The 21,132-nt window shown below is 33.4% G+C and carries 31 protein-coding genes and 2 pseudogenes; 3 read left to right on the forward strand and 30 right to left on the reverse strand.

Annotated elements, in window-relative coordinates; genetic code table 11:
- Window positions 1-244: 244 nt before the first annotated feature.
- Window positions 245-1,420 carry a ribose-phosphate pyrophosphokinase gene (locus HMPREF1135_RS04465; protein ID WP_007592462.1) on the forward strand — a complete coding sequence of 392 codons (1,176 nt, stop codon included), beginning with the start codon at window positions 245-247 and terminating at the stop codon, window positions 1,418-1,420.
- 690 nt (window positions 1,421-2,110) lie between these two features.
- On the opposite strand, the gene HMPREF1135_RS04475 is transcribed toward HMPREF1135_RS04465, so the two are convergent.
- The 10 genes and pseudogenes from HMPREF1135_RS04475 to HMPREF1135_RS14005 form a co-directional block, all read right to left on the reverse strand.
- Window positions 2,111-2,395 (reverse strand): helix-turn-helix domain-containing protein, encoded by a 285-nt coding sequence (locus HMPREF1135_RS04475; RefSeq protein ID WP_007592468.1) that lies wholly within the window; start codon window positions 2,393-2,395, stop codon window positions 2,111-2,113.
- A gap of 151 nt (window positions 2,396-2,546) precedes the next feature.
- Entirely contained in the window at window positions 2,547-4,181 is a 1,635-nt protein-coding gene (locus tag HMPREF1135_RS04480) for a nucleoside kinase (RefSeq protein WP_007592470.1), read from the reverse strand.
- Window positions 4,181-5,206, reverse strand: a complete 1,026-nt coding sequence (locus tag HMPREF1135_RS04485; RefSeq protein ID WP_007592471.1) for a branched-chain amino acid aminotransferase — start codon at window positions 5,204-5,206, stop codon at window positions 4,181-4,183. Before HMPREF1135_RS04485 ends, HMPREF1135_RS04480 begins: the two co-directional genes overlap by 1 nt.
- Before the next feature lie 9 nt (window positions 5,207-5,215).
- Window positions 5,216-6,286, reverse strand: coding sequence for a peptide chain release factor 1 (gene prfA / locus HMPREF1135_RS04490; protein ID WP_007592472.1), 1,071 nt, complete (start codon window positions 6,284-6,286; stop codon window positions 5,216-5,218).
- A gap of 25 nt (window positions 6,287-6,311) precedes the next feature.
- Window positions 6,312-7,145, reverse strand: a complete 834-nt coding sequence (prmC, locus tag HMPREF1135_RS04495) for a peptide chain release factor N(5)-glutamine methyltransferase (protein WP_007592474.1) — start codon at window positions 7,143-7,145, stop codon at window positions 6,312-6,314.
- A gap of 1 nt (window position 7,146) precedes the next feature.
- Window positions 7,147-8,073, reverse strand: a complete 927-nt coding sequence (locus HMPREF1135_RS04500; protein ID WP_007592475.1) for a DUF1385 domain-containing protein — start codon at window positions 8,071-8,073, stop codon at window positions 7,147-7,149.
- Window positions 8,074-8,149: 76 nt separating this feature from the next.
- Window positions 8,150-8,356 carry a 50S ribosomal protein L31 gene (rpmE, locus tag HMPREF1135_RS04505; protein WP_007592480.1) on the reverse strand — a complete coding sequence of 69 codons (207 nt, stop codon included), beginning with the start codon at window positions 8,354-8,356 and terminating at the stop codon, window positions 8,150-8,152.
- Window positions 8,357-8,455: 99 nt separating this feature from the next.
- Window positions 8,456-8,854: pseudogene (locus tag HMPREF1135_RS14430) on the reverse strand (hypothetical protein); the annotation flags it as partial.
- Between the two features lie 45 nt (window positions 8,855-8,899).
- Complete coding sequence (locus HMPREF1135_RS04515; RefSeq protein WP_034243354.1) at window positions 8,900-9,943, reverse strand: ORF6N domain-containing protein; 1,044 nt, start codon at window positions 9,941-9,943, stop codon at window positions 8,900-8,902.
- Window positions 9,936-10,079 (reverse strand): hypothetical protein, encoded by a 144-nt coding sequence (locus HMPREF1135_RS14005; protein ID WP_158609907.1) that lies wholly within the window; start codon window positions 10,077-10,079, stop codon window positions 9,936-9,938. Before HMPREF1135_RS14005 ends, HMPREF1135_RS04515 begins: the two co-directional genes overlap by 8 nt.
- 94 nt (window positions 10,080-10,173) lie before the next feature.
- On the opposite strand from HMPREF1135_RS14005, the gene HMPREF1135_RS04520 reads away from it, so the two are divergent.
- Window positions 10,174-10,473 (forward strand): transposase, encoded by a 300-nt coding sequence (locus tag HMPREF1135_RS04520; protein ID WP_007592488.1) that lies wholly within the window; start codon window positions 10,174-10,176, stop codon window positions 10,471-10,473.
- Window positions 10,474-10,550: 77 nt separating this feature from the next.
- A pseudogene (locus tag HMPREF1135_RS14435) lies at window positions 10,551-10,784 on the forward strand (IS3 family transposase); the annotation flags it as partial.
- An 83-nt stretch (window positions 10,785-10,867) separates the two neighbouring features.
- Here the strand turns inward: HMPREF1135_RS14435 and HMPREF1135_RS13905 are convergent.
- The 20 genes from HMPREF1135_RS13905 to HMPREF1135_RS04620 all read right to left on the reverse strand — a co-directional run bounded on the left by HMPREF1135_RS13905 (window position 10,868) and on the right by HMPREF1135_RS04620 (window position 21,085).
- On the reverse strand, window positions 10,868-11,215 hold the full coding sequence (locus HMPREF1135_RS13905; RefSeq protein ID WP_156431765.1) for a hypothetical protein: 348 nt from the start codon (window positions 11,213-11,215) through the stop codon (window positions 10,868-10,870).
- A gap of 59 nt (window positions 11,216-11,274) precedes the next feature.
- The gene (locus tag HMPREF1135_RS04530; RefSeq protein WP_007592489.1) at window positions 11,275-11,565 is read right to left on the reverse strand and encodes a hypothetical protein; all 291 of its coding nucleotides are present in this window, start codon (window positions 11,563-11,565) and stop codon (window positions 11,275-11,277) included.
- A 144-nt stretch (window positions 11,566-11,709) separates the two neighbouring features.
- A complete protein-coding gene (locus tag HMPREF1135_RS04535; RefSeq protein WP_007592490.1) occupies window positions 11,710-11,937 on the reverse strand; it encodes a hypothetical protein in 228 nt (75 codons plus the stop codon).
- Window positions 11,938-12,058: 121 nt separating this feature from the next.
- Window positions 12,059-12,292, reverse strand: coding sequence for an Imm74 family immunity protein (locus tag HMPREF1135_RS04540; RefSeq protein ID WP_007592492.1), 234 nt, complete (start codon window positions 12,290-12,292; stop codon window positions 12,059-12,061).
- A 2-nt stretch (window positions 12,293-12,294) separates the two neighbouring features.
- Window positions 12,295-12,606, reverse strand: coding sequence for a hypothetical protein (locus HMPREF1135_RS04545; protein ID WP_007592494.1), 312 nt, complete (start codon window positions 12,604-12,606; stop codon window positions 12,295-12,297).
- 33 nt (window positions 12,607-12,639) lie between these two features.
- A complete protein-coding gene (locus HMPREF1135_RS04550; RefSeq protein WP_007592496.1) occupies window positions 12,640-13,107 on the reverse strand; it encodes a hypothetical protein in 468 nt (155 codons plus the stop codon).
- Window positions 13,108-13,149: 42 nt separating this feature from the next.
- On the reverse strand, window positions 13,150-13,614 hold the full coding sequence (locus HMPREF1135_RS04555) for a hypothetical protein (RefSeq protein WP_007592498.1): 465 nt from the start codon (window positions 13,612-13,614) through the stop codon (window positions 13,150-13,152).
- A 227-nt stretch (window positions 13,615-13,841) separates the two neighbouring features.
- Window positions 13,842-14,333 (reverse strand): hypothetical protein, encoded by a 492-nt coding sequence (locus HMPREF1135_RS04560; RefSeq protein ID WP_007592500.1) that lies wholly within the window; start codon window positions 14,331-14,333, stop codon window positions 13,842-13,844.
- Window positions 14,334-14,366: 33 nt separating this feature from the next.
- The gene (locus HMPREF1135_RS04565; protein ID WP_007592502.1) at window positions 14,367-14,840 is read right to left on the reverse strand and encodes a hypothetical protein; all 474 of its coding nucleotides are present in this window, start codon (window positions 14,838-14,840) and stop codon (window positions 14,367-14,369) included.
- A gap of 79 nt (window positions 14,841-14,919) precedes the next feature.
- On the reverse strand, window positions 14,920-15,321 hold the full coding sequence (locus HMPREF1135_RS04570; RefSeq protein ID WP_007592504.1) for a hypothetical protein: 402 nt from the start codon (window positions 15,319-15,321) through the stop codon (window positions 14,920-14,922).
- Window positions 15,322-15,356: 35 nt separating this feature from the next.
- The gene (locus tag HMPREF1135_RS04575; protein WP_007592507.1) at window positions 15,357-15,842 is read right to left on the reverse strand and encodes a hypothetical protein; all 486 of its coding nucleotides are present in this window, start codon (window positions 15,840-15,842) and stop codon (window positions 15,357-15,359) included.
- Between the two features lie 28 nt (window positions 15,843-15,870).
- Window positions 15,871-16,344: a hypothetical protein gene (locus HMPREF1135_RS04580; protein ID WP_007592509.1), complete on the reverse strand. Its 474-nt coding sequence runs from the start codon at window positions 16,342-16,344 to the stop codon at window positions 15,871-15,873.
- A 55-nt stretch (window positions 16,345-16,399) separates the two neighbouring features.
- Entirely contained in the window at window positions 16,400-16,876 is a 477-nt protein-coding gene (locus HMPREF1135_RS04585; RefSeq protein WP_007592510.1) for a hypothetical protein, read from the reverse strand.
- A 42-nt stretch (window positions 16,877-16,918) separates the two neighbouring features.
- Window positions 16,919-17,383 (reverse strand): hypothetical protein, encoded by a 465-nt coding sequence (locus HMPREF1135_RS04590; protein ID WP_007592512.1) that lies wholly within the window; start codon window positions 17,381-17,383, stop codon window positions 16,919-16,921.
- Window positions 17,384-17,607: 224 nt separating this feature from the next.
- Window positions 17,608-18,090, reverse strand: coding sequence for a hypothetical protein (locus HMPREF1135_RS04595; protein ID WP_007592514.1), 483 nt, complete (start codon window positions 18,088-18,090; stop codon window positions 17,608-17,610).
- A 191-nt stretch (window positions 18,091-18,281) separates the two neighbouring features.
- The gene (locus HMPREF1135_RS04600; RefSeq protein WP_007592516.1) at window positions 18,282-18,821 is read right to left on the reverse strand and encodes an RNA 2'-phosphotransferase; all 540 of its coding nucleotides are present in this window, start codon (window positions 18,819-18,821) and stop codon (window positions 18,282-18,284) included.
- Between the two features lie 128 nt (window positions 18,822-18,949).
- Window positions 18,950-19,441 (reverse strand): hypothetical protein, encoded by a 492-nt coding sequence (locus HMPREF1135_RS04605; RefSeq protein ID WP_007592518.1) that lies wholly within the window; start codon window positions 19,439-19,441, stop codon window positions 18,950-18,952.
- A gap of 42 nt (window positions 19,442-19,483) precedes the next feature.
- Window positions 19,484-20,104, reverse strand: a complete 621-nt coding sequence (locus tag HMPREF1135_RS13530) for a hypothetical protein (RefSeq protein WP_156804100.1) — start codon at window positions 20,102-20,104, stop codon at window positions 19,484-19,486.
- Between the two features lie 23 nt (window positions 20,105-20,127).
- On the reverse strand, window positions 20,128-20,550 hold the full coding sequence (locus HMPREF1135_RS04615; protein ID WP_007592522.1) for a hypothetical protein: 423 nt from the start codon (window positions 20,548-20,550) through the stop codon (window positions 20,128-20,130).
- Window positions 20,551-20,722: 172 nt separating this feature from the next.
- Window positions 20,723-21,085: an SMI1/KNR4 family protein gene (locus tag HMPREF1135_RS04620; protein WP_007592524.1), complete on the reverse strand. Its 363-nt coding sequence runs from the start codon at window positions 21,083-21,085 to the stop codon at window positions 20,723-20,725.
- Window positions 21,086-21,132 lie beyond the last annotated feature (47 nt).

Genomic DNA, 21,132 nt, shown 5'->3' on the forward strand with positions numbered 1-21,132 from the left:
TCAATATACCGAAGTAGTCAATAAGACCGTTTCATATATTGAAATGCACTATGCTGATGAACTCAATCTTTCAATACATAATATTGTTAGTTTTTAAACAATTTTTATTTTGAAATCAAATTTTTATAGTCAAGAGATTGAAAGTTATATTGTTGACTTCACATTTTTAATAGTGTATAGTATCTTCGTAAATGAATAATAATATTTGTAGTTTTTACAAATCTTAAGTACCTAGGAGAAAGAAATGCCAAACGATTTTGTTTTTAGAGATCAATTGCCTATAGCGCCTCTAAAGATTGCCGCTCTTGAAAGTTGCTATGATTTTGCAAAGAAAGTCAATGACTATATTGTTGAGTTTAGAAGAAATGATACTACTGAACTTATGAACAGTAAGATGGACTTGCATTACAGAGGCTATGACTGTGATAATTATCTTCTGGATATTGCCTGCCCCAGATTCGGTTCAGGTGAAGCCAAGGGAATAATAAAAGAATCAGTTCGTGGTACAGATATATTTGTAATGGTGGATGTGTTAAACCACTCTCTCAGCTATAAGCTGAACGGTTTTACAAACTATATGTCACCTGACGATCACTATCAGGATCTTAAGAGAATTATCAGCGCAAGTATTGCCAATGCAAAAAGAGTAAATGTTATCATGCCTTTCTTATACGAGAGCAGACAGCATAAAAAGACCAAGAGAGAATCTCTTGATTGTGCTCTGGCACTTGCGGAACTTGCGGATATGGGTGTAAGCAATATTATCACTTTTGATGCACATGACCCGAGAGTACAAAACTCCATTCCTCTTACAGGATTTGACAATTTCATGCCTACATATCAGTTTGTAAAGGCATTATTTGAAAATGTACCGGATTTGAAGGTAAGCAAAGATGATATGATGATCATAAGCCCTGATGAAGGAGCTATGAACAGAGCGGTTTATCTTGCAAACAACCTTGGTGTGGATATGGGTATGTTCTATAAGAGACGTGATTATTCAAAGGTAATTGACGGCAGAAATCCTATAGTTGCTCACGAATTCCTTGGAAGCAGTGTGGACGGCAAGGATGTCATTATCATGGATGATATGATTTCTTCAGGTGAAAGTATGCTTGATACTGCAAAAGAGCTTAAAAAGAGAAATGCAAAGAGAATAATTATCTGTGCTACATTCGGACTTTTCACAAACGGTCTTGATAAGTTTGATGAATTCCATAATCTTGGACTTATAGATTATGTTTGTACAACGAATGTACATTACAGAAACCCTGAACTTCTTACAAAGCCATGGTATCTTGAAGCAGATATGACAAAGTATCTTGCCGCTATTATAAACTCATATAACCATGATGTTTCAATAGGTAAGAGTCTGTCACCGACACTTAAAATTCAAAACTTTGTATCAAAATTTAAATAAGAATAAGGGGATGTCCGGAAATAAGTGATTTTACTTCCGGACATCCCCTTTTGAAATTAAACATTTCTATCTTTTTGAGATTTAACTCTCTTGAAAATTGCAATACATATTTTAATGATTAAATAAAGTCCCCAAAATACTATAAACGAATAACCAGATATAGTGCTTTTCAAGTCCCACGTAGTATGGAGTATAAAATGCGTAACCAAAAAGCCGGCTATTATTTGCACTACTAGAATAAATAGCGCCCATAATATCTCCTGTTTCAAAAACTCCTTCATATTTTACTTTCTCCCAGCACGCTTATTACAAAAACAAGCTCTTTCCTTAGTTCTTTAATACAACTTCCAATTTAGTTAGTATCTACTAACTATTTGGCATTGTACCATCAATTTAAAAATATTACTATTATTTTTTGTTCCTCGTTCTTAACCTTCTCTCTTCTGTATCATTTATTGTTCTGTCTGCTCTATCTCTTTAATAAGTTCATTTTTAAATTTTCTGATATGGTTGAAATAGGTATCGATACTCTAAACATGATATTTTACCCTTTTGACATCTTGCACATTAAGCATCTCTTAATGACGTTATTGATTTAAAATGGATTTCTATGCTCCATTAGATACATATTTCTATCAAAAGTCTGCACTCAATTATAGATATCCATATAATAAGACTTTTTCACAACTATTATTTGCTGTTTAATGGTACAATCGCAAGTGTTTTTCCCAATGGTGCCAAGACTTTTAATATCGTATCAAGTTGTGGACTTGTTTGTCCTTTTTCCATCCTTGCTATTACAGGCTGTTTTACACCACTTAATTCTTCTAATTTCTTTTGACTCAATCCTCTTTCTTGTCTCGCTTTAATAAGTTCTCCTATCAGAGCAACTCTTAAGTCACTTTCCAATATTTCTTCAGGTGTTAAAAGCGAATCTATAAATTCTAAAGCATTCTGCCCAATCGCACTATTCATAATTCTTTCCCATCTTTATCTTTATAAAAATATATATTGTACAAGTTCCCCCCTCCTTAAATCAATTATACTTAAAAGTTATTAAGCCGTCAACTTTATCAATAAAAAATCCCGACATAACTTTAAAGATATGTCGGGAGATTATTAGAGTTTATACATTAAATGTGCTTCCACCTATAAATTCTCTTAAAATAGAATTTGAAGGCACATTATCACTCGGTATACCCAGGAAATAGTCAAGGAACTTTAAAAGTCTCTTTGCCTCGGGATATTCCTTGCTGTCCTTTTGTACACTGAACAGTACCGGCTCAACATATTGCTTTATAACTGCAATCTCGTAGTTGAGAGCCGAATTGAAAGTGGCATCCGCACTGCTTTGATATGGGAATATATACTTTTCTTCACCTCTTCTTACAGAATCCCACATTGAAATTGTCTTGGTAGGTGAAGTCCCTCTCTTTCTGACATCTCTTATCATTCTTCTGAGTAATCTGCCGTCTGTAGTAGGTATACGATTGTGCTCGTCTATATTTAATTGAGTCAGTGCACTTATATATATTTTATACCTGCTGTCCTTAGGCAATCTGTATGAAAGTTCATCATTCAAACAGTGTATACCCTCTATAACAAGAATATCATCCTTACCAAGCTTTAAGAAGTTTCCGTTGTATTCTCTCTGTCCGATTTTGAAATTAAAGCTTGGAATCTCCACTTCTTCCCCGTTCAAAAGAGCCAACATATCTTCATTAAACTTTTCAATATCCATTGCACCCAGACATTCAAAGTCAAGCTCACCATGTTCATCTCTCGGTGTATCTTCTCTATTCTTAAAGTAATTGTCCACCTCAAGCGGGTGAGGTTTTAATCCGTGAGATCTTAATTGTATACTGAGTCTATGTGAAAATGAAGTCTTTCCTGATGAAGACGGACCTGCAATCATAACAAGTTTTACATTGCCTCTTTTTACGATATCATCCGCAATATCTCCAATCTTCTTTTCCATATATGCTTCAGAAATAAGAATCATTTCATTTGTCATACCGTTTGCAATCATCTCATTTAGAGAACCTACATCGGCAACTCCCATATCTTCAGCATTCTTACTGGCATTATTAAGCTCATTAAAGATTTTTTCTTCAGGTACAAACTCTTCCACCACTTCGGGGTTATCCTTCTTAGGTATAATTAGAACAAGTCCGTCCTTATATTTTGTCAGGCTGAATTTATTTACAAATCCTGTTGAATACACAATATATCCGTAGTTATAGTCTATATAGTCCTCAAGCTTATATATATTTACTCTGGACACTCTTCTAAACTTAAAAAGTTTTTCCTTTTCAAAAAAACCTGCATCATGAAACATCTTTATCGCAGTATCGGTATGAACACTCATCTTCTCTATTCTGATATTTTCATCCACAATTTCTCTCATCCTGCCGTCTATTTTATCAATATCAAAATCCGTTTCACCGTTCATTCTGATAAACAGTCCGTTTCCGGTAGAAAATTCCACAATAGGTTTTATATTCTCACCATATATATCTTTAATAGACTTTAAAAGTATAAGTACGGCACTTCTTTCATATGTAGAACGCCCTATAGCATCACTTAAAGTAACAAATTCAAGTTTTATATCAGATTTTAAAGTCTTATGCAGCTCCTGCAATTTACCATCTACTTTGACTAAAAGTGCCTTTTTCTTATGCTCCGTTACAATATCAAAATAACTTGTATTCTCTTCGTATTCAAATACTTCGTTGTTAATATTTACTTTAAACTTTTTCATTATTTTATTTTTCTGATCCATCCCTGTGGTGCTTCAATTTCACCCATCTGTATTCCGGTAAGTGTGTCATAAAGTTTCTTTGTAATCTCACCCATTCCTTCCATACCGGCAGGTAAGCTTATTACTTCTTCTCCTCTGTAGATTCTTCCTACAGGTGAAATAACAGCTGCGGTACCGCAAAGTCCCGCTTCTTTAAATTCCTTTATTTCATCAAAGGCAACCGGTCTTTCCTCTGTCTTAAGTCCAAGATAATGCTCTGCAACATAAAGAAGTGATCTTCTTGTAATTGAAGGCAATATTGAATTTGACTTCGGTGTAACTACCGTATTATCTTTTGTAATAAAGATAAAGTTTGCGCCTCCTGTCTCTTCGACATATGTTCTTGTAGCCGCATCCAGATACATATTCTCATCAAATCCGTTTCTATGAGCTTCCATAAGAGGATGTATACTCATAGCATAATTAAGTCCTGCCTTTATATGTCCCGTACCTCTCGGTGCGGCTCTGTCAAACTCACTTACGGTAATTGTGATAGGCTTTGCACCGCCCTTAAAATAAGGTCCTACAGGTGTTACAAACATTCTGAACTGATACTCTGCAGCCGGCTTAACTCCTATTACAGGTGATGAGGCAAACATACAAGGTCTTATATAAAGTGTCGCTCCCGAACCGAAAGGCGGCACCCATGCTTCATTTGCAAGTACAACCTTATCTACCGCTTCAAGGAATCTCTCCTCATCAAACGGCGGCATCTCAAGTCTTTTAGCTGAATCATGCATTCTCTTTGCATTTAGATCAGGTCTGAATGTAACTATATGTCCGTCCTTTGTTCTGTATGCCTTTAAACCTTCAAAAACTTCCTGGCAATACTGTAAAATACCTGCCGACTCATTTATCGTAACATTTGAGTCTGTCAAAAGCTCTCCGTCATCCCATTTTCCGTCTTTAAAATTGCTGACATATCTGTAATCAGTAATTCTGTAGTTGAAACCTATATTTCCCCAATCTAAATCCTTTATTTCCATGATAGCCTCCTATTGTTCATTAAGTTTGGCAAGTTTTGCAGCCTGGTCCGCCGCAATACAGCCGTCTATAAGCTCCTGAATGTCGCCATTCATTATCTTATCAAGTTTATATAAGGTAAGATTTATTCTGTGATCGGTTACTCTTCCCTGTGGGAAGTTGTAAGTTCTGATTTTTTCAGATCTGTCACCTGTACCGATCTGGCTTCTTCTGTCTGCCGCCTCAGCACTTTGCTTTTTTTCAAGCTCTATTTCATAAAGCTTTGATCTAAGAAGTGCAAATGCCTTTTCCTTGTTTTGTAGCTGGCTCTTTTCTGTTTGAGAGTAAATAACAATACCTGTAGGATAGTGAGTAAGACGAACCGCAGAGTCTGTAGTATTGACACACTGTCCACCGTTTCCGCTGGCTCTCATAACATCTATTCTGACATCATTCATATCAATCTGTACATCAACTTCCTCAGCCTCAGGCATTACCGCAACGGATGCTGTGGAAGTATGTATTCTTCCGCCCGACTCTGTCTCAGGTACTCTTTGTACCCTGTGAACTCCCGACTCGTACTTAAGCTTTGAATAAGCACCCTTACCGCTTACCATTGCCACAACTTCCTTGTATCCGCCTATACCGTTCTCATTTACATCAATCATCTCAACTTTCCAGTTTTGAGACTCGGCATAATGAGTGTACATACGATAAAGCTGCATTGCAAAAAGTGCCGCCTCGTCACCGCCTGCTCCGGCTCTGACTTCGAGCATTATATTCTTATCATCATTAGGATCTTTTGGCAAAAGTAAAATCTTTAACTTTTCAGAAAGTTCCTCTTCAAGTCTCTTACCCTCGGCAAGTTCCTCCTTTGCCATCTCCTTCATTTCTTCATCATTCATCTCAAGCATTTCAAGTGCATCCACCTGTAATTGCTTTGCTTTTTTATATTCTACGTAAGTTTCCACTAATGGTGCAAGATCTGATTGCTCCTTCATCAGCTTTCTGAATCTGTTTTGATCGTTAGCCACATCACCACTGGCAAGCTCCGCCATGATTTCATCATAATGTACTACTATATCTTCTAAATTATCAAACATCTTTTCCTCTTATGATTTATTTTATTTAACTGTATATTATTGCAACTCTGTCTAAGTTTGCCAGGTCCTTTTTTATCACTACATTTTTGCCTTCAAACAAAGCTCTTATATCATCCGCTTCATCATAGCCTATTTCAAGAGCCAATACTCCGTTGTTTGCCAAATACTCCTCATAGTTTTCGGCAATTATTTTATAAAATTTCATGCCGTCAACATCTCCGTCAAGTGCAAGCCTCGGTTCAAAATCTTTAACTTCACTTTCCAAAGTATCTACAACATCGCTCTGTATATACGGCGGATTGGATACTATGATATCATATTTATTTTCACATGTTAAGCTTGAAAACATATCGCTCTTTAAAAAATTGATATCAAGATTAAGCTCCTTTGCATTTTTTTTTGCAACTTCAAGTGCCTTATCCGATATATCCAGAGCATCAACTCTTTCAAATCCTCCAAGCTTTTTTAATGCAATGGCTATAGCTCCCGAACCTGTACAAATATCAAGTATTCTCTTACTCTTATCTTTTTTTGAAATCTTTAAAACTTCTTCAACCAGTACTTCCGTATCAAATCTGGGAATCAGTACATTCTCATTTACATAAAGTGGAAGTCCACAAAAATATGCCTTATTTAAGATATACTGTATAGGCATATGAACAAGCCTTTTTTTTACATATTCATTCAATGTATCAAGCTTTGATATATCCTCTATTTCATCATACTTATACATCGTCCATTTTGAAAAATCAAAATCAAATATCTCATATATAAGCAGGAGTATGTCACTTTTTGCATCCTTGAAGTTTTTTTCTTCCAACAGCTTTACATATTTATCAAAAGCCTCAATATATTTCATATCAGAAGTTTTCCTCTAAGTATACTCTCCAGTCAAATACTCTTTCAACTGCTGCAATAGCTACCTCAACCATATCAGGTGTAGGCTCCTTAGTTGTAAGTCCCTGCATCCAAAGTCCCGGCTTACTTATAAGATTCACCAGCCAGAAATCACTTCTTCCTGCAATTCTTAAAAACTCGTAGCTTACTCCGGCTATAACAGGTACCAGAACAATTCTTGATACCGCTCTAAGCCATATGGTATCAACTCTGATTACCATAAAGAAAAGTATACTTATCATCATTACAATGATAATAAAGCTTGTGCCACATCTCTTATGCTCCTTTGAGCTCTTCATAACATTTTCCACATTAAGCTCAAGACCATGTTCAATACAGTTTATACATTTATGCTCCGCTCCATGATACATAAATGTTCTTTTAATATCTTCCATTCTTGATATCATTTTTATATAGAAGATAAATATTGCTATTCTTATTATTCCCTCAAAAATTGCAATTACATAGTAATTATCAATTTTCAATTTAATAATATTACTGAGAAGCATCGGCAGGACCATAAATATTGCTATGGATGCTATTACTGAAATAAACATCGTAACAGTCATTATAACTTTATCCAGCTTATCTCCAAAAATTGCTATCAACTTTTCTTCAAACTTTGAAGGCTTTGAATCCTCATCGTCTTCAAAAAAGCTTGCTGAATATGACAATGTTTTCATTCCCAAAACCAATGAGTCTATAAATGAAAATATACCTCTAAGGAACGGAAGTCCCAATATCGGCATTCTTGTAGTCAAGCTCTCATATTTATCTTCCATTACCGCAATTGTTTTATCCGGCTTTCTTACAGCTGTAGAATATCTGTCACCGTTTTTCATCATGATGCCTTCTATAACAGCCTGTCCGCCTATTCCTGAATATTTCATATTTACTCCGTAATCTATTTAAAAAGAGCCAGACACCTGCCTGACTCCCCCTAATAAATAGTATTTCTTTATTTTATTATTCAGCCTTAACACCATATCTACGGTTAAACTGCTCGATACGACCACGTGCCTGAGCTGATTTCTGCTGACCTGTATAGAAAGAATGGCACTTAGAACAAATTTCTACGTGGATATCTTCCTTTGTTGAACCTGTTACAAATGTGTTACCACAGTTGCAAGTTACTGTTGCCTGATAATAATTTGGATGTATTCCCTGTTTCATAATTCACCTCTTTTAAAAATTTAACGGTTACATAAAGTAGACTCGTTACAAAGTACATCTTAGGATAGCATAAATGAAGATAAATTGCAAGAGTGTAATTTAGAATGTTTTAGGATCCTCATACGCCCATAATTCATTCCAAGGTAGTTTTGCATATAACTTATCTATATCATCCTTTGTATAAAAGTACTCCTCCATAAATACATCCTCAGGAAAAAGCTTAAAATATCTACGAAAAAATTCCAACAAAAGTCTTTCTCTACCTGATATATCCTCGAAAATAATATAACTTGGCACTGTTTCTCCCATACTTGGAATGTAGTATTCATGTGATTCCTTCGGCTTCGGATAAAAATAAATTATAATATTATCATTATAATCAAACGAATCCCATTGATAATCGTCATCATCCCATTTTCTTTTCCAATGATCATTAATAAAACTAATACTAAAACTTTCGCCTGTACTTAATTTATCTTTTTCTTTACTGCCCTTGTGTCAAGTATTGGATACATTTTATTAAATTTCCAATCTGCTTCACTTCTATCTTAACTTCAACACCGGATTTTTCAATAGGTTATTGATAAGGTCTGTATAAATCATCTGATCGACCACTTCCGTTATGCTTGTGATTCTTTGCCCTGCATCTTTGGAAGATGCTCCACAATGATAGATTCTCTGATGTTCGGTATTCCAGTCGATAATAATGTATCTGTCATGAAACTCTCCACAGGATTTTTGGAATGTTATCTTTCTAAACGGATACTCCTTACAAAAATCCTGATATTCAAGGGTATGAAGTCCTTTGCCGATGTTATCACTGAATATAATGACCTCTACCGATGAAGGGACATCTTTTAACAAGACCAAGGTTTTCACTCCGATGTAGTTATCGACGATATAAATACTCTTTTTCGCTATGCTATAAATGTCCTTATAAGCAAGATTCGCTTCGACCGGCTGTCCATTCAAAAGTAAAAATCCATATTTGAGCTGTGGATTGCTAAGGTCGAGAATCAAATCAGACAGCTCAGATTTATGCACCACGTTATTTAAGGTGTCCATCACTTCTGCTACCTGATCTTCCACATCTCTTAAATCTCGTCTTAAATCCTGCATTTCCACGACATTACTTGTGATCTGCATCGAAAGCTGTAAAAACTCTCTTTTCCCAATCAACCCTTGATTTTCTACGATGTAGTCTTTCATCTTCTTAAAGGTACGAATCAGAGCTTTACTCTGCTTGACCGCAAGCTCTCCTTTGAGAACTGTCATCAGCATATAGATTCCCTGCTCGGTAAAAGCATGAGGATTGTACTTAATATTACTACCTCTTCCTGCACTCTTATTCAAGGTCACATTTTGTGACCTTGAAAGTTCAGATACTTCCTCGTCAGTTAATCGGAACATAAAATCTTCATCAAATTTTTCAATATTCCTTTTTACTTGCTGATTAAAAGCTTTTGTTTCATACCCATAAATCTCTGCCAGTTCAAAATCAAGCATAACTTTCTGTCCCCTAATAATATAAATCTTTTTTACAAGGGATTCATGATTTACAAGCATCATCTCGTCTTTTTTATCCATCTTTTTCATCACCTTCCTCAAATCTCCAAACAATCTCAACCGTATTCTTATCATAAACATAGATTTTGTCTATGACTTCGTTTATCCAGTCTAAAACAAGTCCTCCTTTTGCTACCTCTTCTCTTAGCTTATCCACATTCAGATGATGTTGGTGTTAGAATATATTTAGTACAAAACAAAATGAGATATTTCCTTATTTGTTATATAATAAACCTTAGGAGGAACTCATTATGTCAAGTAAAAGAAACCATCACTCAAAACAGTTTAAGCTGGATGCTATCAACTATCGAAATGAACATCCGGATCTTACTCAAGTTGAATGTGCCAAGAATCTTGGCATTGGTGTTAGTACACTTGCCAAATGGGAAAGTCAATTTCGTAATAATGATGGTGACATTCCCGTTCGTGGCTCAGTTAACTATCAATCTGATGATGCAAAAGAAATAGCTCTCCTCAAACGTGAGCTACGTGATGCTCAGGATGCTCTTGATGTACTAAAAAAAGCCATAAGCATTCTGGGGAAAAGTTAACTATTGCTATCTATACAGAGGTTTCTGCAAAGGTAGAGGCAGCTAAAGTAAATGGGCACCGTGTCTCTACTTCCGGAATGCTTAAATTTTTGGGTGTGTCTCGATCCGGATATCGTTCTTTTCTTAATAGAAAAATATCTTCTGCTATTCAGAGGAAGGAAGCTATTAAGAAGAATATCCGGCTTATTTATGATGCTTCAAAACAAAACTATGGTGCTCCTAAAATAACCAAAGAACTTCGTAAGTCAGGTGAAACTATTACTGAGCGCACTGTAGGCAAATATATGCGTGAAATGGGTATTAAAGCCCAATGGATTAAGCCTTTTACTACCACTACCAGAGACTCTGATTTCAGTACTGAACTTACAAACATACTTGATGAACAATTACTCTTCTACTCAAAATATTTATCTACCAATTTTTGTAGTTTCCCTTCTTTAGCCGCAGGGATGGTATCTTCTAGAACAAAGTTCTTTCTACTAATATCTCGAGAAAGATTTCCAAAGATAAAATTAGTGGAAATATTATAGATAAATGGTGAAGGCACAAATCCACAAACTTGATTTTCTAGGATACGTTTTAAACGTTCTTCAAAATTTGGAAATGTATTTTTCAGACATTTGCTATTATATAATCGCTTAACGAGTTCTGCGATATAGAAGCCTGATTTCATGTACAAATCAATAAACGTCTTAGATGGATTATAAAAAAATCCTGGGTTATCTTTTTCAAAATCATCCACCATCCTCTTCACCACTCGTTTAAGAGTGAAGATCTCGTTGGTATCATTGTATATATCTGTTACTTAAGTGGTGATACATAATCATCTGGAAGTTTGCCTCTCCAGTCAATCCACATTTGCTCAGCAATTGGAATTAATCTTTCAAGCTCTTCCTTAATAAATAACTCTGTAGTTTCAGGTAAATCAATTAATGATGTAGGACTCTCTTCTATGAATCGTTTCTCACTAGCTTTCTTTCCTTCTTCCGTTGGTGGCCAACGATCAGTCTGAAGCTTATTTAATACTTCTAACTCCGTTCTTTCCCCACTCTCTAGTAATGCAAATAACTCATTTGGTAATTCATAAACCACACGCTGAGGGGCAATTCCTCCCTCCTCGGTAACGTAATAAAGATGATTACCATCTCTCCAGATATGCTGACCGTAACCTTTTACTTATTCGAACTGGATAACATCTTCCCAGCCTAGTTTTGTTGGTTTCATTTCAAACCTCTTTTACTTAAGTGGTGATACATAATAATCTATTTCACGTGCCGTTCTCCTACCTAATAAATATTCGTTAAAATCAGAAGGATTAATCTCAAAGATACGACGAACTGAAGCTACTCCAAACTCACCAAAAGTGTAGTATTTTCCTTCATGTGTTCGAAAATCATATCCTTTTGGTGATTCAATCTTTTCAAAGGTATCAAACTCCTCCCAAGTTATTTTAGTTAAACTCATTTTAATTGCCTCCTAATTTTCTAATTGTAAATTCTCCCCATGGAACTTTCAAATTCTTAATTGAATCATAAGGGATATCTATTGCCACAGGTTTACTTAGAATATATAAAGTTCAACATAATTATATAAAGTCCAATCGAATAGTTTGATCGCTCTCCATTTTTTTAGCCATGTTAATAATATTGTCTATTTCTCTTGGAGTTATCGGAAGATTTTCATGAGGGGGTTCCCAATGTGTCATACTATCTTTATAAACAACAAATTTTTTATTAATCAACAATTCTCCTTGTGCTTTTAAGAGGAAACCATTCTCTAAATCAAAAGTAATTGTTGATCTTGTTCCTGTAATTTTCATTTCTACCTCTCGAATATAATTTTTTCTACCCCTGTTTTAGGATCTATTGTTGTAATCTTAGTAACATTTGGATTGGCCTTCAATCTTGGTAATTCGATATTTTCCCAAATATTTCCTGGTCTTAGTTCGCTACCAACTACAGCTCTTATTTCACCAGATACTTGCTCTGCGTAAACATTCGAAGCTTCCTCCCAAGCTGTTACACTTGAAGGAGCATTAAAATCCCATTCAGGCATTACAATATTCGTATCATCAATCGTAGATTCTAATGTAACTCCTCCTTTATTTTTTGCTATTTTTTTCGCAACATCCATTCCTCCAATACTATCTGTTTGTCCTGACCAGAATCATCCTTTTTTATACATATCCGGGCTTTTATAAATCCACCCTACATCAGGCTCAAGCATATTATATATTGCGTCAATATGATGTTTTCTGAATGTGTAACCGTTATCAACATAGAATGCGCTATTTGGGTATTCTTCCATATATCTGTGTACTATCTCCAATATGGTAAGTTCTTTTCCAATCATATCAGGAAAGCGAAAAAAGGTAACAAGCTCATTTTTTCTTGATTTTCTTGTAAAAACCTCCTTTATATCTACATAAGCATCAATTTGAATCATTGGTGTGGGATCTTCTTCATCAAAAAAATCGTATTCATTATCTTCCTTAGACAGTATAATAATACAATCTCTTTTACGTATATTCACTATTCTATGGTAGTTCATAGCATCAAGTATTTCTTGCATCCTGTCATCAACAAATATATTTATTTTCTCAAATTTTTCTAATATTCTTCCATCACATATCATATATACATCCCCTTCTTATACTGCTGACACAAGAGAGCTTTTTTACAAAGCATCCGGACTGCTATATATCCAATTTGAGTCTTTATTACAGTATGCTTTTTCAATGTCTTCTTTTGTATAAACATATCCTGACACATTTAAGAAAATATCCTCAGGAAAGAGTTTAAAATATCTATATAAAAACTCCGATATTATCAATTCTCTTCCTTTAATGTCATCAAAGTAAATATATGCATAATAATAGCAATTTTCTCTTGGATAAAAAAACTTATACACCCCTTCTCTATCTCTCTCCACCAGGAACATACTTACATCCGGATAATAAACTCTTTTTTTTATATTACTTTCATCATCATCTTCAAGTATACTTGCTGACAACCAGTAATAGTCCTTTGAATCATGAATCGAACAATGTGTATATCCCATTGACATTAAAATGTTTATAACTTTTTCCATGTCTTCTTTATTAGCTCTTATTCTTTTTCTTAATATACCTGCACGCCACATTATTAAAAATCTCCTTTATCTCATCAAATCTATTTATCAATTTAATTTCCTTACATAGCAAGGCGTTATTTTGTCTGCCGGCCAGACTTTTTCATTTCCATGTATTCACTTTCTTCTATCATCTCATCTATAGCTTCTCTAAACCAATCCATAAGTTTATCAACTTTTTAGTAAAGAAGAGCTGTTAGATATAAAACAGCTCCTCTTAAAAACATCAATAGTATAACTTAGAACGTTTTAGGGTCTTCATACGCCCATAATTCATTCCAAGGTAGTTTTGCATATAAATTATCTATATCATCCTTTGTATAAAAGTACTCCTCCATAAATACATCCTCAGGAAAAAGCTTAAAATATCTACGAAAAAATTCCAATAAAAGTCTTTCTCTACCTGATATATCCTCAAAAATAATATAACTTGGCACTGTTTCTCCCATACTTGGAATATAGTATTCATGTGATTCTTTCGGCTTCGGATAAAAATAAATTATAATGTTATCATTATCATCCAGTGAATCCCATTGATACTCGTCATCATCCCATTTTCTGCTCCAATGATCATTGATAAAACTGATACCGAAACTTTCGCCTGTACTTAATTTTTCTTTATCTTTACCACCTGCATAAAACTTCATCTTTCTAAATATATCAATTATTATATCCAAGTCTTTTTCTGTTGGATATTCACCTTTTCTAAACAGCGATGCCGATGCTCCCATTATCTTACTGTACTCCCTAAATTAATATTTTTATTATTTACTCTTCTTTTTATATTTATCAGGATTTTTATAAATCCACTCTGCATCCGGTTCTTTTAAATTATAAATTCTATCTACATCTTGCTTTGTAAAATAAAGTCCATTATCTATATAAAATATAGAATCGCTATACTTTTCCATATATTTATGTAATATTTCAAGTATAACCAGCTCTCTGCCAAGTATATCTGTAAATCTGAAAAAAGTTTCAAGTCCTGCACTCTCTGCTTTTTTAGTCGGAAACTCTTTACATTCTTTGTATGCATATACGTTTAATAAAGATGAAGTATCATTCTTATTTAAAAAAAATTTATCGTTTCCTTTCTTTATATATATTAGGTCTGTAGTTTCCTTTTCAAGAACTATATATTTAATATATCCAAGTTCTCTCAATATATCTACAAATTTATACGCAATAAATCTCTTCTCTATACAGCCTTTATTTAATATCCTACCCTCATATATCATTATCTGCTCCCTCTAACTTAAAAACTATCCGGACTAATATATAACCAATTAGGATCATAAGTTTTTGAATATATTTTATCTATGTATTTTTTAGTATAAAAAACTTATCACAGTCCCAAAATATATCATCCGGATAAAGTTCAAAATATCTATGTAAAAATTCCAATATTATTATTTCTCTAGAGCTAACATTTTCAAAAAATAAATAAGAGTAATATTTTTTACAAGTTTTGGGACAATAATACATTTCCTCATCGTTCTCTATTAAATCGATATAAATAATTGTACTCTTTTTAAGGTTCTCTGAATTAACTAACTCATCATCAGTAATCGGCATAGCTATTGTTAATATATAAACATCTATTTTATCATCCATACTAAATCTTGTATAACCTAATGATACAAAAATATTTATTATCTCTTCTATTCTTGTATAATCAGGGTGAATTTCACTTCTTAAAAGTCTCATTGCTGTTGCCATCACTTTAATATCTCCTCAAGTTCTTCAAAAACAATCTAAAATGTACCGGGATCCTCATACATCCAAGTCTCATTCCATGGTACCTTCGCATATAACTTATCTATATCATCCTTTGTATAAAAGTGACTTCGCCTAAATACATCTTCCGGAAACAATTTAAAATATCTATGCAAAAATTCCAGTAATAATCTGCCTCTACCTGAAATATCTTCAAAGTTAAGGTAATCCGGTACTTCTTCTCCCATACTTGGAATATATTCTCCAAGCTCTATTTCCACATTAGGAAAGAAGTAAATTCTAATATTGTCATTATCATCTAATGAATCAAATTCGTTCTCATCCCACTTTCTTATCGACTCATCATTAAAAAAACTCACAGTTGAATATACTCTTTCACCTGAAGTAATATTCAACTTATTACTTGAATAAAATCCCATTTCAGTAAATATATCAATTATTATATCCAAGTCTTTTTCTGTTACATATTTACCTTTTCTAAACATTGACGCTGATGCTCCCATTACCTTAATATCCTCCCAAAATTATTTTTTAGTGTTTACTCTTATCATATTTATCAGGATTTTTGTAAATCCACCCTACATCAGGCTCAGGCATATTATATATTGCGTCAATATTATGTTTCCTGAATGTATAACCGTTATCAACATAGAATGCGGTATTTGGATATTCCTCCATATATCTGTGTACTATTTCCAATATGATAAGTTCTTTTCCAATCATATCCGGAAAACGAAAGAAGGTCTCAAGCCCCTGTTTCCTTGACTTTCTTATGAAAATCTCTTTTATATCTACATAAGAATAAATCTGAATCATTGGTGCAGGATCCTTTTTATCAAAAAAATCATATTCACTGTCTTCTTTAGACAGTATAATATCATAATCTCTTTTACCTATCATCAATCTTCTATTGTAGTTCATAGCATCAAGTATTTTCCACATGCTGACACCGATAGATGTTTTTCTACCCTCAGATTTTTGTAATATTCTTCCCTCACATATCATATATAATTCTCCATTTTATACTGCTGCCACAAAATAGTCCTGTTAAGCATATAACTTATCTATATAATCCTTTTTTATACATATCCGGGCTTTTATAAATCCACTCTGCATCAGGCTCAGGCATATTATATATTGCATCAATATGATGTTTTCTGAATGTATAACCGTTATCAATATAGAATGCGCTATTTGGGTATTCTTCCATATATCTGTGTACTATTTCCAATATGGTAAGTTCTATTCCAATCAAATCAGGAAAGCGAAAAAAGGTAACAAGCTCATTTTTTCTTGATTTTCTTGTGAAAACCTCCTTTATACCTACATAAGCATAAATTTGAATCATTGGTGTGGGATCTTCTTCATCAAAAAAATCGTATTCATTATCTTCCTTAGACAATATAAGATCACAATCTCTTTTACCTATCATCACTCTTCTATGATAGTTCATAGCATCAAGTATTTTCCACATCCTGCACTCAAGAGTTATACTTCTGCCCTCAAATTTTTCTAATATTCTTCCCTCACATATCATATATACATCCCCTTCTTATACTGCTGCCACAAGAGATCTTTTTTACAAAGCATCCGGACTGCTGTATATCCAACTTAGATCTTTATTACAGTATGCTTTTTCAATGTCTTCTTTTGTATAAACATATCCTGACTCATTTAAGAAAATATCCTCAGGAAAGAGTTTAAAATATCTATATAAAAACTCCGATATTTTCAATTCTTTTTCTTTAATGTCATCAAAATAAATATATGCATAATAATAGCAATTTTCTCTTGGATAAAAAAACTTATACACCCCTTCTCTATCTCTCTCCACCAGGAACATACTTACATCCGGATAATAAACTCTTTTTTTTATATTACTTTCATCATCATCTTCAAGTATACTTGCAGACAACCAGTAAAGATCATTTGAATCATGAATCGAACAATGTGTATATCCCATTGACATTAAAATGTTTATAACTTTTTCCATGTCTTCTTTATTAGCTCTTATTCTTTTTCTTAATATACCTGTGCGCCACATTATTAAAAATCTCCTTTATCTCATCAAATCTATTTATCAATTTAATTCCCTTACATAGCAAGGCGTTATTTTGTCTGCCGGCCAGACTTTTTCATTTCCATGTATTCCCCTTCTTCTATCATCTCGTCTATAGCTTCTCTAACCCAATCTATAGGTTTATCAACTTTTTAGTAAAGAAGAGCTGTTATATATAAAACAGCTCTTAAAAACATCAATAGTATAATTTAGAACGTTTTAGGGTCTTCATACGCCCATAATTCATTCCATGGCAGTTTTGCATATACCTTATCTATATCACTCTTTGTATAAAAATAATCTACCCAAAATATATCTTCAGGAAACACACTAAAGTATCTATGTAAAAATTCAGGCATCATAATTTCTCTATATGCTATATCCTCAAAAATCAAAAAACATGTTGATACCTTACCCAAAATCGGAACATAACTATCTAATTCCTCTTTTGAGTCCTCGTAAAAATATATTATTGCACTATCATTTCTAAACTCATCATATACATATTTTGGCCTATCCCACACCTCTCTCCAATGATCATTTACAAAGCTAACGCTCCATACATTACTTTCTTTATCTTTAGATTTACCACTAGCATAAAATTCCATTTCAACAAATATGTCAATTATTGCATCTAAATCTCTTTCCGTTACATATTCGTCTTTTCTAAATATAGCAGCAGAAATTCCCATTATTTTATTAACCTCACTAAACCTTCTGAGTTCTTCTTATAAAACTTTTTTACAGGTTTGTATTTTGTCTTATATTTTACTTGCCCAATCTTCTGCCTGCATTCTTTGACTTAGCTTGCTTAAGAAATACCTTCCTTATAGATTTTAAAATATTTATGTAAAAACTACAGTATTATTAACTCTATTACTCACTATAATTCCGTTATATAACACCAAGGTATATTGTCTGCCAGCCATACTTTTTCATTTCCATGATAGAATGCCACTCCGTCCTCATACGCTCTCTTAGAATCAATTTCCAATATACATGGACTCTTGTCACGCCTAAGACCTACTTTTTTTGCTGTATCTATATCAGCTGACAGATGTACATATTGTCTGCTCATAGGTAAAAGTCCGTTCTTTTTTATGCTCTCAATAAATCTCCTTGTAGTACCATGATATAATTTATCAGGTGGAACCTTCTCTTCCTTTACTATATGCATCGGTATGGAATGCCCGTACATAGCTCTTATTTTTCCCGCCTTTATTTCATGTCTTTTCTTTTCAGACTTATCAATCATAACAGCCAAATCGTTCCTTGTTATATTTCCAAACTTACCTTCTGTATTCAGCGCATTCAAAAGCTGTTCAATACTTACCCAACCTTCTTCATCCATTTCAAGTTCATACTCCCAAGGTGCATGTCGAAGTGCGTATGAAACTTCCTTGCTTAATTCTTCATATTTCATCGTATTCCCCTTCCTCTATCATCTCATATATTGCTTCTCTAAACCAATCTATAAGTTTATCAACTCTTTAGTAAAGAAGAGCTGTTAGATATAAAACAGCTCTTCTTAAAAAATATCAATAGTATAATTTAGAATGTTTTAGGATCCTCATACATCCAAGTCTCATTCCATGGTACCTTCGCATATAACTTATCTATATCATCCTTTGTATAAAAGTACTCCTCCATAAATACATCTTCCGGAAACAATTTAAAATATCTATGCAGGAATTCCAGTAATAATCTGCCTCTACCTGAAATATCTTCAAAGTAAAGAAAATCAGGTACTGTTTCTCCCATGCTTGGAATATATTCGCCATAATTTATTTCCACATTAGGATAGAAGTAAATTATGATATGATCATTATCATCCAGTGAATCCCATTGATATTCTTCATCATCCCATCTTCTTCTCCAATGATCATTAGTAAAGCTGATACTAAAACATTCGCCTTTACTTAATTTTTCTTTATCTTTACCACTTGAATAGAACTTCATCTTGGTAAATATATCAATTATTATATCCAAGTCTTTTTCTGTTGGATATTCACCTTTCCTAAACATTAATGCTGATGCTCCCATTATCTTAATATCCTCCCTAACACTCATTGATACAGAATAATTTTATTCCAGCCTATCTTCAACTTGTACAGAAATTTGTGACCACTTTCTTACAATTATCCACTTATCTTCTGTTATCATTCTTAGCGTATCGGCATCCACTTTCCTAATCTCTTCAACCGAGTTGAACTGTTCACTGTACACTATATCATTATTGTGAGAAATTGATATATTGACTTTATGTTCATATATCGATAAATCAAAAATCATTTTAAAATCTTCTGTTTGATAGAAATACTGTAATCTACCATCTTTCTCAGTTCCAATGACTGTAGGATCTGATTCAAAAAATTCAAAAAAATCAAATTCATCAAATAATATAGATATTCTTGAAGTCTTGGTATCACTATTATGGTTAGTTTCCTTGTTCTCTATAATAGCAGATATCTGTGGAAACTTATTTAAAGTTATATTCTGAAGCTCACCAACTATTTGAACTTCATATATATTTAATCTATAAATTTCTCCAATATGTTCAAATGATTTGTCATATACAATTTTCTCATTATAACAAATTGCAATATCTATATTTTCACAATATGTAGACAGTGATAAGATCAACTTAAACTCATTTCTTTCATAGATATATAGCCAATCGCCATCCGCTTCTCCAGATATTGTCACAGGCTCTCTTTTAAAAAAATCTATCAATTCATTTCTTTTATATTTAATAGACAATTTAACTCTAACATCCCGGGGTTCACTAATATATCTGTTAATCCCTCTACAGTTTTTATAGGATGTGCCACTGTACTATAAATACCGTCTGCAGTACCGAAAAATCCCTTTATATACACCACTCTATAATATGCCCCTATTGTAGACATTAAGCCGGCATTCTTCGGCATATTTGTAGCTCCAAGAAATCTTCCAAATCCATTTGATATTATAGGTATATTTGCAGAATATACAGAATTTCCTGCTTTTGTACTCTCCCTTATAATGGTATTCCTTAGATTGTCATAGTGTATACCTATATTCGGTAATTTTATAAATACGGCTTCTTCAAGTGCTTTAAGGTTCTTTATATTTGTATTTAGTGAATCTATTGCTCCATAAGTTGAATACAAATAAAGTATCGGATTATTCTTTACTCTTTATTCTGTTTTTCATCCTATTCACCCATCTTTTTCTAATTTTTTTATTTAATCCATTTTATACCACAGATTATACATTAGTGTCAATTACTATTGCTATTAAACTTTAACTATATTGTTTCACCAAACTTCCTTGCTTAATTCTTCATATTTCATCATATTCCCCTTCTTCTATCATCTCGTCTATTGCTTCTCTAAACCAATCCCAAAAGCTTTCATAGTCCTTTCTCTGTTCCCATCCTGCACTTGCAAAATCGTGGATTTTTTGAACCCTTCCGCCTCTGTCGATGTCAAAGCAAACTATATCATCATTGTCACCTCTTCTTGCAAAGGGTACCAACTTTCTGTAAGGGTATCTTTCTTGCAATCCCTTTATTCTCCACACAGCCTGTTCATAATCCATCAAATACCAAAAATCAAAATCCGTCAGCCCCAAATGAACAATTTTCAAAAATTCTTTCAGATATTCAAATCCTTTATATATACTGCAGACATCCAATAATTTCATTTCTATACCTCTTTCTTAAAAACAAAAAGCGACCAAATTTCTTTACT

Origin of the sequence: Lachnoanaerobaculum sp. OBRC5-5 (assembly GCF_000296385.1) — a bacterium.
Classification (GTDB): domain Bacteria; phylum Bacillota; class Clostridia; order Lachnospirales; family Lachnospiraceae; genus Lachnoanaerobaculum.